The organism is Ralstonia soli (assembly GCF_023955655.1).
GTDB classification, from domain to species: Bacteria; Pseudomonadota; Gammaproteobacteria; order Burkholderiales; family Burkholderiaceae; genus Ralstonia; species Ralstonia soli.
In genome coordinates this window covers 410,016-426,402 of the sequence record NZ_JAMXHT010000003.1, presented here as the reverse complement: position 1 = coordinate 426,402, position 16,387 = coordinate 410,016, and the positions used below count along the sequence as shown (strand labels likewise).

At 61.3% G+C, this 16,387-nt stretch carries 14 protein-coding genes and 1 other RNA gene; 7 read left to right on the top strand and 8 right to left on the bottom strand.

Going from position 1 to position 16,387, the window contains the following annotated elements:
• Window positions 1–4: 4 nt before the first annotated feature.
• Both NG900_RS09000 and NG900_RS08995 read right to left on the bottom strand, forming a co-directional pair.
• Window positions 5–301, bottom strand: coding sequence for a hypothetical protein (locus tag NG900_RS09000; protein WP_252679405.1), 297 nt, complete (start codon window positions 299–301; stop codon window positions 5–7).
• Window positions 298–648 (bottom strand): hypothetical protein, encoded by a 351-nt coding sequence (locus tag NG900_RS08995; RefSeq protein WP_252679403.1) that lies wholly within the window; start codon window positions 646–648, stop codon window positions 298–300. The genes NG900_RS09000 and NG900_RS08995 overlap by 4 nt, the downstream gene beginning before the upstream one ends.
• Before the next feature lie 124 nt (window positions 649–772).
• Here NG900_RS08995 and NG900_RS08990 point away from each other — a divergent pair, with 124 nt between their 5' ends.
• The 3 genes from NG900_RS08990 (at window position 773) to NG900_RS08980 (ending at window position 2,383) form a co-directional block, all read left to right on the top strand.
• Entirely contained in the window at window positions 773–1,450 is a 678-nt protein-coding gene (locus NG900_RS08990) for a recombinase family protein (RefSeq protein ID WP_252679401.1), read from the top strand.
• Between the two features lie 365 nt (window positions 1,451–1,815).
• Window positions 1,816–2,184: a hypothetical protein gene (locus NG900_RS08985; RefSeq protein WP_252679399.1), complete on the top strand. Its 369-nt coding sequence runs from the start codon at window positions 1,816–1,818 to the stop codon at window positions 2,182–2,184.
• Window positions 2,185–2,221: 37 nt separating this feature from the next.
• A complete protein-coding gene (locus NG900_RS08980) occupies window positions 2,222–2,383 on the top strand; it encodes a hypothetical protein (protein ID WP_252679397.1) in 162 nt (53 codons plus the stop codon).
• Window positions 2,384–2,531: 148 nt separating this feature from the next.
• Here the strand turns inward: NG900_RS08980 and NG900_RS08975 are convergent, their stop codons facing one another.
• The 5 genes from NG900_RS08975 to ubiG form a co-directional block, all read right to left on the bottom strand.
• A complete protein-coding gene (locus NG900_RS08975) occupies window positions 2,532–4,088 on the bottom strand; it encodes a site-specific integrase (protein ID WP_252679395.1) in 1,557 nt (518 codons plus the stop codon).
• 97 nt (window positions 4,089–4,185) lie between these two features.
• Window positions 4,186–4,543: a transfer-messenger RNA gene (gene ssrA / locus NG900_RS08970) on the bottom strand.
• 31 nt (window positions 4,544–4,574) lie between these two features.
• A complete protein-coding gene (locus NG900_RS08965; RefSeq protein ID WP_252679394.1) occupies window positions 4,575–8,330 on the bottom strand; it encodes a DUF748 domain-containing protein in 3,756 nt (1,251 codons plus the stop codon).
• A 112-nt stretch (window positions 8,331–8,442) separates the two neighbouring features.
• On the bottom strand, window positions 8,443–9,132 hold the full coding sequence (locus NG900_RS08960) for an HAD-IA family hydrolase (RefSeq protein ID WP_252679391.1): 690 nt from the start codon (window positions 9,130–9,132) through the stop codon (window positions 8,443–8,445).
• Entirely contained in the window at window positions 9,129–9,845 is a 717-nt protein-coding gene (gene ubiG, locus NG900_RS08955; protein WP_252679389.1) for a bifunctional 2-polyprenyl-6-hydroxyphenol methylase/3-demethylubiquinol 3-O-methyltransferase UbiG, read from the bottom strand. The genes NG900_RS08960 and ubiG overlap by 4 nt, the downstream gene beginning before the upstream one ends.
• Window positions 9,846–10,005: 160 nt before the next feature.
• On the opposite strand from ubiG, the gene NG900_RS08950 reads away from it, so the two are divergent.
• On the top strand, window positions 10,006–10,491 hold the full coding sequence (locus NG900_RS08950) for an outer membrane lipoprotein (protein WP_252679384.1): 486 nt from the start codon (window positions 10,006–10,008) through the stop codon (window positions 10,489–10,491).
• A 168-nt stretch (window positions 10,492–10,659) separates the two neighbouring features.
• On the opposite strand, the gene ompA is transcribed toward NG900_RS08950, so the two are convergent.
• Window positions 10,660–11,316, bottom strand: a complete 657-nt coding sequence (gene ompA, locus NG900_RS08945; RefSeq protein WP_252679383.1) for an outer membrane protein OmpA — start codon at window positions 11,314–11,316, stop codon at window positions 10,660–10,662.
• A 421-nt stretch (window positions 11,317–11,737) separates the two neighbouring features.
• On the opposite strand from ompA, the gene gyrA reads away from it, so the two are divergent.
• From gyrA to serC, 3 genes are all read left to right on the top strand, one after another.
• Window positions 11,738–14,407 carry a DNA gyrase subunit A gene (gene gyrA, locus NG900_RS08940; RefSeq protein WP_252679382.1) on the top strand — a complete coding sequence of 890 codons (2,670 nt, stop codon included), beginning with the start codon at window positions 11,738–11,740 and terminating at the stop codon, window positions 14,405–14,407.
• A gap of 128 nt (window positions 14,408–14,535) precedes the next feature.
• Window positions 14,536–15,096 (top strand): DUF2059 domain-containing protein, encoded by a 561-nt coding sequence (locus NG900_RS08935; protein WP_252679380.1) that lies wholly within the window; start codon window positions 14,536–14,538, stop codon window positions 15,094–15,096.
• Window positions 15,097–15,209: 113 nt separating this feature from the next.
• Window positions 15,210–16,346, top strand: a complete 1,137-nt coding sequence (serC, locus tag NG900_RS08930; RefSeq protein WP_252679378.1) for a 3-phosphoserine/phosphohydroxythreonine transaminase — start codon at window positions 15,210–15,212, stop codon at window positions 16,344–16,346.
• Window positions 16,347–16,387: the final 41 nt, after the last annotated feature.

Genomic DNA, 16,387 nt, shown 5'->3' with positions numbered 1-16,387 from the left:
GCGGCTATTCATTTGCGCCGGGAACGGACAGCAAATGCACTTCGCCGGGTGTGCGGTCCTTGATCGCGAAGAACGGCTTTGAGCCTCGCTCAGGCGAGAGATAGCCTTCCATGTAAGCAAACGAGGTGAAACGGTCTTCGGCGATGACGATATCGGCGCCAACCAGCGTATCGGCTAGTTGCTCGTCGTTGACGGGATAGTAGCCGTCGCCCGTGAATGGCCCCCATTGCGCCGGGTTGTTCATGGCCTGTCGCTCCTGCATACGACTGTCGGCCAGCGCGTCAAATTCGGCGTGACTCATTTGGATTCCCCCTTGAGGGCGCGCGCCATCTTTTCTTCCATGGTCTCGTATGCCGGGTCCAGCCGCTTCAGGCCAGCAACTAGGTCATCGGGGCCGTAGGAGACCAGCAGATTGACGCCCAACATATTTAACCGCTCGTTGTCTTTCGGGAGCTGTTCGAGCCACGTTCGATACTCCCAAAGTTCGGACAGATGGGAGGACAACAGCTTGTTGACAATGCTGGTTTCCGGCACGTTCGTCGCAGCGGACAGCCAACGCAGAAGCGCCATGGTGTCTTCGTCGAGCGTCAGGTTAAGGCGTGGTTTCTTGGACGGCATATCAATGACGTGATCAGTCAAAACTGACATATGTTAACTCCTATGTGTCTCTAGTGGGACACGAATAATACTCTGGAGTAACTCCGTTGCGCAATATGTGAACTCCGTGTAGCATGACCTCATATTGAACGTTCGTTCAACAACGAGGTCAGACATGGCAAATGGCAAGTTCATCGCTTACTACCGGGTCAGCACAGCGAAGCAAGGTCAGAGTGGTCTAGGGATGGATGCGCAGCGGGAGGCCGTCACTCGGTATCTGAGCGGCGGGCAGTGGGAGTTGTTAGCAGAGTTTGAGGAGCACGAGTCGGGCAAGGGTGCAGATGCACTCGGAAAGCGCGCCCGACTCCGGGCGGCGATGGACGCCTGCCGGAAGCATGGCGCAACGTTGCTAATAGCCAAGCTTGATCGTCTAGCCCGGAATGTTCACTTCGTGTCGGGGCTGATGGAGAGCAAGGTGCGGTTCCTGGCCTGCGACATGCCGGAAGCGAACGAATTGACGATTCACATCATGGCGGCATTCGCAGAACACGAAGCCAAACGGATCAGCCAGCGGACAAAGGATGCGCTTGCAGCGGCAAAGGCGCGAGGCGTGAAGCTCGGCAAACCCGAAAACCTGCGGGGGAACGTTGCAGAGCGGATGGTCGCGGCCGACGTATTTGCATCCGGTCTTGCCCAAACCCTGCGTGGTTATCAGGCCGCAGGGTTGTCACAGCGCCGGATGGTAGAGGAGTTGAATCGGCTGGGGATAAGGACGCCGAAGGGCGGCGATTGGCACCTTGCGCAGTTGCAGCGCGTGTTGGCACGTATCCCAGCGGTGCTAAATGACGGCTGAGCCGCACTTTCTGGGAGTCCAGCCCGGAACGCTGAGCTGTGGTATCGTGGAAAGCCGTGTCTGTTGCTAAGGTGCATCGATCGTCTAGGCTCAGGCGCCTCGGCTGACGCCCACTTTGGGCGGGAGCGGCGGCTCAAGAGTCGCTCGCTGATGCCGATATCTGCATGGAAGCAGGATGATCGTGTCAACGCATCGAAAGTGACTTCCGTTTCATCTACGGAAATTGTGTGCGGTTGATGGCTTGATTTTTCATCCAAGTAGTGCATATTAGAAGTAACAGGGGAGTCTTCGCTTGTAGATTGGTGGTGGTTCCGTTACAATCACTGGTTTGGGGAAGTTTTCCCTAACCGCGATAGAACGGTGCTATGACAGAGGAAGACTTCAAGAAACAGGCTACGAAGTTCGTTACCGAAGCTTGGGAGCGAATTTTCGGGGTAAGCAATACTGTGATTGCGAACTCGAAGCTGTATGGGTTCCACGGCATCCAACTCATCGAAAACCCGAATATTCATCAGCTTCTGAGCTCGATGGGCGTTGTGTCGGGAATGCTCGACACCATCATCAGTCACTTGAGTAACCCAGGAGTTGATCTGGGACCGGAAAATGTCCGGCTCTTGTTGAACGCGAAGAAGCAAGTCTCGCAATTGGAGGCTGTAGCGGCAGCCCTAGCTGCTGATGACGAAGCGCTCTACAACGAAGAAGTTGAGAAGCTACAAAATCAAGCAGCATTCTAGAAACATACGACCCCGCCCACGACTAAAGGTGATCGAAATGGCACATCAGAAAGTTACGTTCCTCCACTCGACCGGTAGCAAGGGCGAAATGCTCGGCATGCTGCGTGAGCTTGTGAAGGCTACGCAGCTGATGGAAGCTGAGGCCGACCGCTTGACGCGACTTCTGGAGCAGGCTTGCCCGATGGCTAAAGCCGCGTAAGCTACTCTTGGTTGAGAAAAAAGGGCGCACACAGCGCCCTTTTTTGTTGCCGAAAACCAGTGTGGCTCGTGCGCTCCGCCTGTTTGAGAGAGCTCTGCTGGATTGGCAATTTCTGAGCAAGTTGAACGGTCGAGGACTTACCCACAGATTAAGATCGGGCGGCTCGTCGTTGGCGTGGCGGACGTGTGCCGAAGGAGACGTCTTCAATCGGCGGAATGATGGATAGGGCGGCAGGCGGCAGCCGGAATTTCTCGACGGTTTCGCGGCGCTCTGCGGCATCGTCCTTGTCATCGAAGTAAACGTCCATCGTTATCAACCCGTGCTCATGTCCAACGATGGGCGCTACATCGTGCGGGTGTGCTGAGCCTCCGCCATCTTTCTTGATCGTTCGAGTGATGAACGTTCGCCGGAACGAGTGGAAGTTAGTTTCCGGATCGGTGACGCCGCAGGAGTCGCTGTATCGGCGCTTGTCATTGAACCAGTTCGAGGCGTCGTGGCTGGCGCTGATCGAAAGGTTGATTTCAGGAAACAGGCGCGTCTCGCCGCGCTGACGCAGGGCCGCCACGTAGCGCAATAGCCCCATCTCGATCAGGCACGAATGAATCGGCACTAAGCGCTTGGCGTTGCGATTCTTGAGCGCCTTCTCCTCCTCGTCGTTGATATCAATACAGGGCACGCCGTTCACCTCGATGATGTCCGAAAGTCCAAGTTGACACAGCTCCCCGAGGCGCGCGCCGGTGTGCAAGGCCATTGGAATGATCCAGTAGTGGTAGGGGTGCAGGAACGTCTTTGACCTGAACGCAGGTGAACTGAGCAGGGCCACAAGCTCCTCATCCCTGAACGCTCGAAGTTGCTTGGTGCCACTCTCATCGATTGAGAGCTTGTATGCCGGGTTGTGGTCGATCTTGAACGCCGGGTTCTCCTTGCACCAGTCGAAGAATCCGCTCAGGAAGCCCAAGATGCCGTTTATGCTGGCCGCAGCCATCGGAGGTAGTCCGAGTGCTGCCACCTCGTCCAGAGGGCGGCCAGCGTGGTTCTTTGTCATATTTGGCGGCAGCTTTTGCAGAAGGCTCAGGAAAGAGACACACGCCGCGCGGTCGATCTCCTTCAGGCGCGGTTCGTGGCCCAGACGTTCGCCCATGAACTGTTGAAACAGCCGGAACCAGTGTTGCCGTTTTTCGAGTGTCTTGTTCGTCCAGCGGGCGCGGGTCGTCTTCTCCTCGATGTAGGCAGCGATGGCGTCCGTTAGCGGGCGGGAAGGCGGGACGGTTGTCGTGCTGCCGGAAGCAAGGCGACCAATCGCTCCGTTCAGTGCTTTCACTTCGATCGAGTGGCGTTCCTCGATTCCGACGATTTCCCACTCCCGGCGGTCCAGTTCAGCCTCCTGTTCTCGGAGCGCCCGCTGGAGCCGTTCAACGCGCATCCTGTCCCGCAGGCCAGGGGAGGTCTTGAGCGCCTTTAGCGCCGCGTCTGCTGCCTTTTTTCGGTCCTCTGCATCCATCTGCTGCAATTCCACAAAGATTCGACTTATCGTCACATACAGATGATGCGCGATAAGCGTCGCCTCGCGCACGCTAGCCGTGCCGAGACTCCGGTAAAGCTCGTTTTGGTGGAAGTCTGCCTGAAGGTCCGCCGGGATCGACAGCCGGAAATACAGCGTGCCGTAGCGGTTCCGGCGCAGGTGCGCAGGGAGTCTGTAAGCCATTGACGTTCGGTTGGGACACCCATTTGGGACACATACCCAAAACCGAACGCGCAAATGACCGTTACTGCTTGTCCCTCAATGCTTCGAGGGAAGGTGATGGTGGAGCCGGCGGGAATCGAACCCGCGTCCGCAAGCCCTCCACAGAGAGTTCTACATACTTAGTTCTGTCATTTGATTTAACCGCCGCATCGCGGACGAACACGCTCTACGACGGCGATTCACTAGGTTTTCGTCTCCAGGCCCGTGACTCACCTGAAGCTTATCTGACGTAAATGACCTCGCTAGTCTTGCGACCCTAGCCCGTCAGCGAGCCAGTGCGAGGACGGCGGCCCTTAGGCTGCCAGTGCGTAACGTTCGTCGTTAGCAGTTATTGCATTCCCATTGATTAACGAGGTGACGGGTCCTCGGTATGCCCTCCACTGCTTCGCAACCCACGTCGAAACCAGGTCGGCCCCAGAGAAGAAGATCGATTATCCCATAGATGGGCTACTTCAGCGCGAAATCAACCCGTGTGGTCTTGCCCTTGTCCTTGATGCCCTCGGCGTTGAGCTTGGGCGCCACCACGAAGAGACGCCCCGGTTCCACACGTTCGGCCAGCGCCACATGCACGGCGTTGGCGCGGCGCTGGGCGAGTTCGCGCAGGTCCGCATCGGTCACCTGCACGTTGGTTTCCATCAACTTGCGCATTTCTTCCGGCGGCAGAGATTTCGCCAAGCCGATCATGTTGCGCGGCTTCGGGAACTTGGCGGCCTTGTAGGCGCGTTCAAGGTACTTGTTTTGCTCTTCCGGCGTGACGCTGGTGTCGGCCTCGGCGGCGTCACCGGCGTCCTTGAGCTTCTGTTCGCGGATCTGGCGGTTGACGGCTTCGCGGCGCAGGCCGTCGCGGTCGAATTCGGGGTCGACGCGGCCAACGATGTCGACCTTCAGCGCCGGGCGATCCTTGAGCGCGGTGGCCAGCTTGTCCATCTTGGCGACCGATGCCTGGCTGATGGTCGCGGTACCTGGGTCGAACTCGATGTAGCCGAGTTCTTCGCCGCCGCTGCCGCCGAAGGCGCTGGCGAGCAATGAGAACGGCGCCGTCACCGCACGCGCGATCAGGTTGACGAACGCGCGCAGGATCACGCCGCCGATGCTGAACTGCGGATCATCGAGCGAACCCGACACCGGCACGCGCACGTCGATTTCGCCGCGCGAGTTTTTGAGCAGCGCCACCGCCAGGCGCACCGGCAGGTTGGTCGCGTCCTTGCTCTCCACGCGGTCGCCAAAGGTGAGCTGGTCGATGAAGATATGGTTGTCGGCCGTGAGTTTGCCCTGGTCGAGCAGGTAGTGCAGGTCCATCGTCAGCTTGCCCTTGGTGATCGGGTAGCCGGCGTACTTGGCGGAGTAAGGCGTGAGGTTGGTCAACTCCACGCCGTCGGCCTTGGCGGTCAGGTCCACAAAGGCCGTGGGCGCGAGCGGGTTGACCTTGCCGTGAATGTCCACCGGGGCCGTGCCGTCGACACTGCCACGCAGCGTTACGTCGGCGGGCGTCTGGTTGACCGCGGTGCTGATGGTGCCGATCGAGCCGCCGATGGCGGTCAGGTTGGCGGTGTAGTTTGGCTTGACGAAGTTGTCGGTGAAGCGGATGTTGCCGTCCTGCAGCGTGATGGCGTCGATGCGCAAGTCTGCGCCGCCGGCCTTGGGCGCGGGTGGCGCGGAGACAACGGCCGAGGCCGGCGTGCCTGCCGGCGCGGCCGCGGCTGCGGGCGCAGCGGCAGGTGTGGAAGCCGACGTCGGTTCGGACTGTGTGAGCGAGCGCCGCTCTTCCTCCGGCTGCACGCGGATGTCCTGCAGGTTCAGACGGCCGTTGGGGTTGATGATGATCCGCGCATAGAACGTCGAGAGTGCCACTGCACCCACGCGCACGTGGGGCGTGTTGCCGTCGTAGTTAGCCTGGATGCGGTTGAGCGCGAGCGAGCGCCAACGCAGGAAATCGTCCGAGGTCACGCGGTCTTGCAGGCGCACGTTGCCCAGCGTGGCGTTGCCCTGGTAGTTGACCGTCAGCGCTTTGCCCTGGTTGAGCACCAGGCGGCCGTCCATCGTCAGCAGCGCGCTGGTGATGGCGGCGTTGAGCGACTTGTCCAGATACGGATCGAACCCCGCCAGCGACAGGTTCTGCGAGCTCACCTTCAGATCCGCCTTGAGCGGTTGCGGCACCACGTCGCCGCGCACGTCGAGCTTGCCCTTGGCGCCCAGCCCCGCGCCGATCTGCACGTTGACCGGCTTGCCGAGATCGGTCGAGGCGTTCTGTACGACCACGTTCAGCGGCTCGACGCGCACCTTCACCGGGCGTGCGTTGGTCTGGTCTTCAAAACCGACGGCGCTGTTGTCCAGCTTCAGCGTCTGCACGGTCACGGCCCAGGGCTTTTCGGCCGGCGCGTTGGATTTGGCCTTGGCAGGTGCCGCCGATTTGGCTGTCTCTGGATGCGCGCTGTCGAGCAGCGTCAACGTGGTGGTGCCGTCCTTCTTGCGCAGCGCGTCAAGCTGCAGGCCGTCGGCACGCACTTCATTCAAGGCGAGGGTGCGTGCGGCCAGGTCGAAGCTCTTCACGTCGGCGCGCAGCAGCTTGGCGCGCAGTGCAGCGTCCTTGCGGGTGGCGGGCGCCATCGACAGGTCGGCCACACTGGCGGTCAGCGGCTCCGCACGCACGTTGAACTTGTCCGGGCCGAAGTCGAGCGCGACCTTGCCGTCGACCGAGAGCGCACCGTTCTGCAACTGCGGCGCACCGGCCTGGCGCAGATACGGGCCGATGCCCGCTAGCTTCATGCCATCCAACTTCAGCTCCAGCTCGCCGGTGTTCTTCTCCAGCAAGGTGTTGCCCTTGACTTGGAGCGTGCCGCCTTGTGCCAGCTTGGCCCCCACGTCGAGCGTTGTCGGGCCGCCGAGCGTGCGTACGGCGATCTCGCCGTGCAGGTCTTCCAGCATCAGGTCCGCAGCGGGCTGGGTGGTGGCATCGCGCCAGTGGACGATGCTGTTCGCTAGCTGCAGCTTGCCGACCATCACATCCAGCGGCTTCGGTTTGGCAGCCGGGGCAGCTTCGGGCTTGGCAGGCTTCGCTTCGGCGGGCGTGGGTTTGCCGCCGAGTTGCGCGAAGTTGATCCCACCATCGGCACCGCGCGTGGCATCAACGCGCACGCCATCGAGCGTCAGCGCATCGAGGTGGAATACGTTGTCGAGCGGGCGCACGTCAGAGAGTGCCGCGCGCACTTGCTTGGCCGCCACCAGGGGCGCTTTCTGGGCGTCGGTCACTTCCAGGTTGTCGAGGCCGGCGGTGCCGTGCACGCGCAGTACCGGCGCGCCGCTCTTGGGCTTCTGGAAGTCGATCGTCAGGTCGGTCGTCAGCTTGCCTTGCGGCACGGCCACCGGCAGCGGGCCGGGCACGTAACCGAGGTAGCGCGGGAGATCCAGGCCGTCGATCTTGATGTTCAGGTTCGATTCCAGCGAATCCGCAAACGGCTTGGTCTTGCCCGCGAAATGCAGTGGGGCGCCGTCAATGCGCGCCGCCAACAGCGGCTGCACGAAGATGTTCACGTCAGCCGGAAGGCTTGCCACGAAGGGCACGCCGATCTGCAGGCCATCCACCGTGTGCTGCGTACCGAGTGGCTGATCGACGAAATCGATCGCGCCGTTGGTGAGCTGCAGGTTGGCGAAGACGAACCTCGCCGGCTCGGCGGATTTGGGCTTCGGCGGATTCTCGGGCTGGGTCAGCTTGTCGACGATGTCGGAGAAGTTGAAGCGCTGCTCGGCAGTGCGCACGATACGTACGCGCGGCGCATCGATGCTCAGCTCTTCAATGACGGGCGCGCGGCGGAAGATGGAGCTCCACGACGCGTTCACGTGCAGGTGGCCGACGTCGACGAACGGCGTCTTGCCGTCGCGCTCGGCGATGTGGAGCTGGTCCACATCAAGCCGCAGCGTGTATGGGTTGATGCGGATCTTGCCGACCGAAACGGGGCGGTCAATCAACTTGCTCAGTTGTGTTTGCGCCAGATGGTGCAGCAGCGGCGGCCCGCCGAAGATACCCAGTAGCCCGAACACCACCAGGAAGATCAGCACGCCCAGCCCGATGCGCCTGGTGCGCCGCGAGGTGCCGACCTGCGCGGCGCGTTGCCATCCGGCGGTGCGGCGCACGCGGTCCAGCCGCGCACGCCAGCCGTTGGAATTCGATTGCAAATCAGGATGCGAATCGGGTGAGGTGCTCATGCTGGTGTCGGTCCGGCCACGGCGTGGCGTACTTCGTCAGTCGGTCGACCGCCGCGTCCCGTGGGGAGGCGGCGGTCCGGAAAGGTGCTGGGCATTCGCCCGGGAGTCGCGCTCAGGCGCGTTGTGATTCGAGCAGCAGCGGGATCAGCTCGGCGGCGCTGGCGATCAGCGCGTCGGCACGCCATTCCGCAGGCTGCGGCCCATTACCACAATAGCCGTAACTGGCGGCAATGGTAGGCATGCCGGCGGCGCGGCCGGCTTCGATGTCGCGCAGGTCGTCGCCCACGTAGACGATCTGCCGTGCCTCGACGCCGATCGACTGGGCTGCGTGGAGCAGCGGGGCGGGGTGAGGCTTGGCGTGCGGCGTGGTGTCACCCGCCACGACGCAGGCCGGCGGCACCGGAAACGTCAGTTGCGCGACCAGCGGCACCGTCAGCCGGCCCGATTTGTTGGTGACGATCCCCCACGGGATACCCGCGCGACCCAGTTCGGCCAGCACGTCGCCCATTCCGGGGAACAACCGTGTACGTACGCAGATTTCCGCCTCGTAGTTCGCGAGGAAGGCCAGCCGCAGCGGTTCGAATTCCGCATCTTCGGGCCCGACGCCGAAGGCCACGCCAATCAAGCCCCGCGCGCCGTGCGAAGCGACAGGGCGCAGCGCCTCGTAGGCCAGGGGGGCGAGGCCGCGGTCGGTGCGCACTTTGTTGGCTGCGGCGGCGAGGTCAGGCGCCGTGTCCGCCAGCGTGCCGTCCAAATCGAACAGCACCGCGCCCAGCGGATCGGGAAACCGGCCGGTCATCATGCCTGGGGCGGACGGCGCGTAGCCATCAGGTAATTAACGCTGGTGTCCTGGGTGAGGGCGTAGCGGTCGGTGATCGGGTTGTACTCGAGTCCGCGCATCTCTTCGGCTTGGAGGCCGGCGGCGCGCACAAAGCCGGCCAATTCTGACGGGCGGATGAACTTGGCGTAATCGTGTGTGCCCCGCGGCAGCATGTTCAACACGTATTCCGCGCCGATGACCGCCAGCAGGTAGGCCTTAGCGTTGCGGTGGATGGTCGAGAAGAACACATAGCCGCCCGGCTTCACCAGTGTCGCGCAAGCGCGCACAATTGACGCCGGATCGGGCACATGTTCGAGCATCTCCATGCAAGTTACGACATCAAAGCTGCCGGGCTCGCGCGCGGCGAGCGCTTCTGCAGCGATCTCCTCGTAATCGACTGCCACGCCGGCTTCAAGGCCATGCAGATCGGCGACGCGCAATGCTTTGCGCGACAGATCGATGCCTTTGACGTTGGCCCCGGCACGCGCCATGCTTTCTGAGAGGATGCCTCCACCGCAGCCGACATCGACAACGCGCTTACCTGCCAGCGGCGCGATCGATTGGATCCAGCCGAGGCGTAGTGGGTTGATTTCGTGCAGGGGTTTGAACTCGCTGTTCGGATCCCACCAGCGGTGGGCAAGTTCGCTGAATTTTTCGAGTTCGCCTGGATCGGCGTTCGCGTGAATGGTAGTCATGTTGCGCTGCGCCTGGGTATAACGGCTAGGTGAGGAAATGTACCAAAAAGCGTCGCCTCGACCAAATTAGACGGCCCGCAAAAAGGTTTCACATTGAAACAGAGGTGAACGAACGCGCATGCGTTTCCTCCAATAGTCACTTTCGCTCAAGGAGAGATCGATGAAAACCAAACAGATTTTGGCGGGACTGGGTGTGGCAGGCTTGGCAGTGCTGGCGGGTTGTGCGGCACCGGGCTACGGCGGCGGCTACAACGGTGGGTATGGTCAGCCGCCGGCGTACGGCGGTCAGCCGCAGCAGACGGGTGCGCTCTATGGCCGGGTCGAATCGATCCAGCCCGTCCAGGCACCGGCCAATAGCCCAGGTATTCTGGGCACGATCATCGGCGGTGTGGCGGGCGGTATCCTGGGACACCAGGTCGGCGGCGGTACGGGCAACACGGTGGCGACCATTGGTGGTGCAGCGCTCGGCGCTTACGCCGGCAACCAGGTCGAGCAGCGTGCCGGGGCGGGCGGCCAGACGGTGTACCGCGTCAGCGTGCGCCTGGATGATGGCCGTGTCGCGACGGTCACCCAACGCAACCCGAACAACCTGCGCGTGGGTGATCGCGCCATGGTTGCCAACGACCAGGCGACTCCTGCCTATTAATAAGAGGAGGCGGCTCGTGCGAGGGGCGGTGAATGCCCCAAAGAAAAACGATGGCGCGATTGGCGTCATCGTTTTTTTATTGTCGGTTCAGCGGGATCAGGCGATTCCGTTGCACAGACGAAAAAAAAAGCCCAGCTTTCGCTGGGCTTTTTCTCGGTGAGAACCGAATTACTGAGCCTTGCGGGTGCCGACCACTTCGACGTCCACGCGGCGGTTCGGTTGCTGGCAGGCGATTTGTGCCTTGCGAGCGCCCTTGCACGACTTCGGATCAACCTTCAGCTGGCGCTTGCCCTTGCCTTCCGTGTAGACGCGGTTGGCTTCGATGCCCTTGCTGACCAGGTAGCCCTTGACGGCTTCAGCACGACGGACCGACAGGCGGTCGTTGTACTTGTCCGAACCGAACGAGTCGGTGTGGCCAACGGCGATCACGACTTCCAGGTTGATACCCTTCAGCTTCGAGACCAGGTCGTCCAGCTTGGCCTTGCCTTCCGGCTTCAGCACAGCCTTGTCGAAGTCGAACAGGGTGTCAGCGGCGAAGGTGACCTTCTCGCTCGAAACGACCGGAGCAGCCGGAGCAGCCGGAGCCGGTGCCGGAGCAGCAGCCGGAGCCAGAGCGCCGTCGCACTGTGCGTTGGCAGTTGCCGGCGTCCAGAAGCCATTGCGCCAGCACAGTTCGTTCGTGCCGTTCTTCCAGACCCACTCGCTCGTGCCGTTACCCCAGTTGTCGTTGACGGCCTTCTTTTCGTAGGGCACGGACTGAGCGTAAGCGGATGCAGTCAGAGCTACCGCAGCTGCAGCGAACGCGAGCTTGGCAAATTTTTTCATATTTCTCCTCTCAGGATGAGATCACCGCAGAAGACTGCGAGCAGATGGGACGAAAACAAGTCATACATTCTTCGGAGTATAACATTCTCGGTGTGGTGAAGGCTCCACTTCGAACAATGTCTGCCTCTTCGCTGGGGGATTGTGCCACAAGCACGCACTCCTAAAAAGCAAATATAAGCGATTCGAACGGGGCACCATGGCCTTGTGGTGTGTACGCAACAAGGCAGTAAATGGCTCGCAAACCCTTATGGGGACTGGGTCGACAGTTTTGGTCGCCCTCGCAGGGAACGTGCCCGGGGTTGAGGATGCGTCGCTCGTCGGGGTGAGGGGGAGGGGGCTTGCGGCATGGTAAAATGTTCTGTTATTCGCGCAACCGCAGTGCCTTGTAGTGATCACTACGAGGCCTCCCACCGTTCGCCCAATGGATCAATTCGCCAAAGAGACACTCCCGGTATCGCTCGAAGAAGAAATGCGCAGTTCGTACCTCGCTTACGCGATGAGCGTGATCGTGGGCCGCGCCCTTCCGGATGTGCGGGATGGTCTCAAGCCGGTACATCGTCGTGCGTTGTATTCGATGCACGAACTGAACAACGACTGGAACCGTCCCTATAAGAAGTCCGCACGTATCGTCGGCGATGTGATCGGTAAGTATCACCCTCACGGTGACACTGCTGTATACGACACCATCGTGCGGATGGCGCAGAACTTTTCGCTGCGCTACATGCTGGTCGATGGCCAAGGTAACTTCGGTTCAGTCGACGGCGATAACGCCGCAGCCATGCGGTACACCGAAATCCGCCTGTCAAAGATCGCCCACGAACTGTTGGCCGACCTCGACAAGGAAACCGTCAATTTCGAGCCGAACTACGACGGCAGCGAAAGCGAGCCATCGGTTCTGCCGGCGCGCATTCCGAACCTGCTGGTCAACGGCTCGTCTGGGATCGCGGTCGGCATGGCGACCAACATTCCGCCGCACAACCTGAACGAGATTGTCGACGGTTGCCTGCATCTGCTGAGCAATCCGGATGCGACCGTGGATGAGCTGATCGAGTTGATCCCCGCGCCGGATTTCCCGACCGCCGGCATCATCTACGGTATCTCGGGCGTGCGCGAAGGCTATCGCACTGGCCGCGGCCGTGTGGTGATGCGCGCCAAGACGCACTTCGAAGATATCGACCGCGGGCAACGCCAAGCGATCATCGTCGACGAGCTGCCCTATCAAGTTAACAAGCGCACGCTGCTCGAGCGCATCGCGGAGTTGGTGACGGAGAAGCGCATCGAGGGCATCTCTGATATCCGCGACGAGTCGGACAAGTCCGGCATGCGCGTGGTGATCGAACTCAAGCGCGGCGAAGTGCCGGAGGTTGTGCTCAACAACCTCTATAAGAATACGCAGCTGCAGGACACGTTCGGCATGAACATGGTGGCGCTGGTCGACGGCCAGCCGCGACTGCTGAACCTGCGTCAGATGCTGGAGTGCTTCCTGCTGCACCGCCGCGAGGTGGTGACGCGTCGCACCGTGTTCGACCTGCGCAAGGCGCGCGAACGTGGTCACATCCTGGAAGGCTTGGCGGTTGCGCTGGCCAACATCGACGAGTTCATCGCCATCATCAAGGCCGCGCCGACCCCGCCGGTCGCCAAGGCAGAGTTGATGAGCCGTAGCTGGGATTCGGGCTTGGTGCGCGACATGCTTATTCGTGCCGAGAGCGAAACCTCGGGCGGTGGCGCGGCGTATCGTCCGGAAGGGTTGTTGCCAGCATTCGGCATGCAGGGCGATGGCCTGTACAAACTGTCCGACACGCAAGCGCAGGAAATCCTGCAGATGCGCCTGCAACGCCTCACGGGGCTGGAGCAGGACAAGATCGTCCAGGAATACCGCGAAGTGATGGCGCAGATCGCCGACCTGCTGGATATCCTGGCACGTCCGGAACGGATTACTGCCATCATCGTCGAGGAACTCACCGCGATCCGCGCGGAATTCGGCGACGAGCGTCGCTCGCAGATCGAGCACAATGCCACGGAGTTGGATACAGAAGACCTCATTACGCCGCAAGATCTGGTGGTGACGCTGTCCCACAGCGGCTATATGAAGAGCCAGCCGATCTCCGAATACCGCGCACAGAAGCGCGGCGGGCGTGGCAAGCAAGCGGCTGCAACGAAGGAAGACGACTGGATCGACACGCTATTTGTCGCCAACACGCACGATTACATCCTGTGTTTCTCGAATCGCGGCCGGCTGTACTGGCTGAAGGTCTGGGAGGTGCCGCAAGGCAGCCGCAACTCGCGCGGCCGCCCGATCGTCAACATGTTCCCGCTGTCGCCGGGCGAGAAGATCAACGTCATCCTGCCGGTCAAGCAATTCGACGAGCAGCATTTCGTCTTTATGGCCACCTCGAAGGGTACCGTGAAGAAGACAGCGCTCACCGAGTTCTCGAACCCGCGCAAGGCCGGCATCATCGCCGTGGACCTAGACGAGGGCGACTTCCTCATTGGTGCGGATATCACCGATGGCCAGCACGACGTGATGCTGTTCTCCGACGCCGGTAAGGCAGTGCGCTTCGATGAGAACGATGTGCGCCCGATGGGCCGCCAAGCGCGCGGCGTTCGCGGCATGAATCTCGAAGAGAACCAGCAGGTGATCGCCATGCTGGTCGCGCCCGCCGAAACCGAGGGCGAAGGTGCCCAGAGCGGTGCTGGCAGCGTGCTGACCGCCACCGAAAACGGCTATGGCAAGCGCACGCCGATCTCCGAGTACACCCGCCACGGCCGCGGCACGAAGGGCATGATCGCCATCCAGACCACCGAGCGGAACGGCAAGGTGGTCGCCGCCGCGCTTGTGGCGCCGGAAGACGAAATCATGCTGATCACGACTGGCGGCGTGCTGATTCGTACGCGTGTGGACGAGATCCGCGAAATGGGCCGCGCTACGCAGGGCGTCACGCTCATCTCGGTGGGTGAGGGCAACAAGCTGTCCGGATTGCAACGTGTGGTGGAGTCCGACGCCGAGGGCGCGGAAGGGGCCGAGGGTCCGGATGCAGCGGAAGCTGCCCCCGATGCCGATATGCAGTCTGATGGCAGCATCGAGACATAATTAGAAACATCTTTTGCTTGCCGCCGGGCGCAGTTCTGTCATGATGCCGGACCTATGCGCGGCAAGGGATTGGAACTTTTGCGTCACACGCCCGGCCTAAACGCAACGCTTATCTTAAGGGAGCAACAATGCACAAGAGTCTCAAACTCAAACATCTGATCGTGGTGGCCGGTTTCGCTCCGCTGTTTGCGTTCGCGCAGGCCGGTGACGCCGACAAGACCGCAGCCATCAAGGACCTGCTGACGACGATGAACGTTGACGCAGCGATCAAGGGCCAAGGTGAAGTGCTCGAAAACGGTGCCAAGCAGGAAGCCCCGCTGGTGCTGGAACAGGCACTGGTCGAGAACAAGACTCTGACTGACAAGCAAAAGCAGGCTGCGGTCGACAAGCTGAAGAAGAACGGCGCAGTGCAGCGCATGACCGACGGTGCAGGCAAGGATTTTGAGACGGCCGCGTTCCAGAAGGACGCTCTGCAGGCTCACTACGACTCGCTGGGCAAGTACTACTCGACCCAGGAGATCAAGGACCTGACTGCATTCCTGAAGACGCCGAGCGGCCAGAAGTTCATGGCCAACCAAGGCAAGGCCATGCAGGAAGTGTGGGGCAGCGTGATGCAGAAGTACGGCCCGCAAGTCGGCAAGAAGATGCGCGACATGGCTGACAAGGAAATTTCCGCCGCTTCGAAGTAATTGACCGGCTTAGGCCGACGATCGGGGCGCAATCCCCGTCGCGCCGCCAGTTGGTGGATAATGGCTGTTTGGGTTTGCGCCCAGACAGCCATTTTTCTTTTGTCCTTCGCCCCATGAACCAAGCGGATCGAGCTCTTCAAGCCAGCCAGGCGCGCGTGTACAACTTTTCGGCAGGTCCGGCAGTGTTGCCGACCGAGGTGCTGGAACAGGCGCAGGAGGAAATGCTCTCCTGGCACGGCAGCGGCATGAGCGTGATGGAGATGAGCCATCGCGGGCGCGAGTTCGAAAGCATCATGGCGCAGGCCTTTGCCGATCTGCGTGCATTGCTGGCGGTGCCGGACAACTACGAAATCCTCTTCCTGCAAGGTGGTGCCATCGCCGAGAACGCCATCGTGCCGCTGAACCTGATGCGCCGGCTATCGGCTGACGCTCCGAAGGCTGACTATGTCGTCACCGGTACGTGGTCGGTGAAGTCGCAGCAGGAGGCGCGCAAGTACGGCGAGGTGAATATCGCTGCCACTAGCGAGGCCGAGCGTTTCCACAAGATTCCCGACGTATCGAAGTGGCAGTTGTCGTCTGACGCGGCCTATGTGCACCTGTGCACGAACGAAACCATCGTCGGCGTGGAATATCAGCACACGCCGGACGTGGGCCAGGCGCATGGGCGTGTGGTGGTGGCCGACGTGTCGAGCCATATCCTCTCGCGGCCTATCGACTGGAATGGCTATCAGGTCCTGTATGGCGGCGCGCAGAAGAACATCGGCCCGGCCGGTTTGACCATCGCGATCGTGCGCAAGGACCTGCTCGGCCATGCCCACCCGCTGTGCCCGTCGGCATTCAACTGGCGCGTCGTGGCCGAAAACGGCTCGATGTATAACACGCCGCCTACCTACGCGATCTACATCGCCGGGCTGGTGTTCCAGTGGATCAAGCGTCAGGGCGGCGTCGAAGCACTGGAGACGCGCAACATCGTCAAGTCGAAGATGCTGTACGACTTTATCGATGCCAGCAGCTTCTACCGCAATGAAATCCATCCGACGTGCCGTTCGCGCATGAACGTGCCGTTCTTCCTCAACGACGAATCCCGCAACGAGGCGTTCCTGACGCAGGCGCGCGAGCGCGGGCTGGTGCAGCTCAAGGGCCACAAGTCCGTGGGCGGCATGCGGGCGAGCATCTACAACGCGATGCCGTTGGAAGGCGTGGAAGCGCTGGTCGACTTCATGCGCGAGTTTGAGCGGGCTTCCGCCTAAGGCAGGCGCCCGATCAGCCCAGAACATAGCGCGAAGCGTTT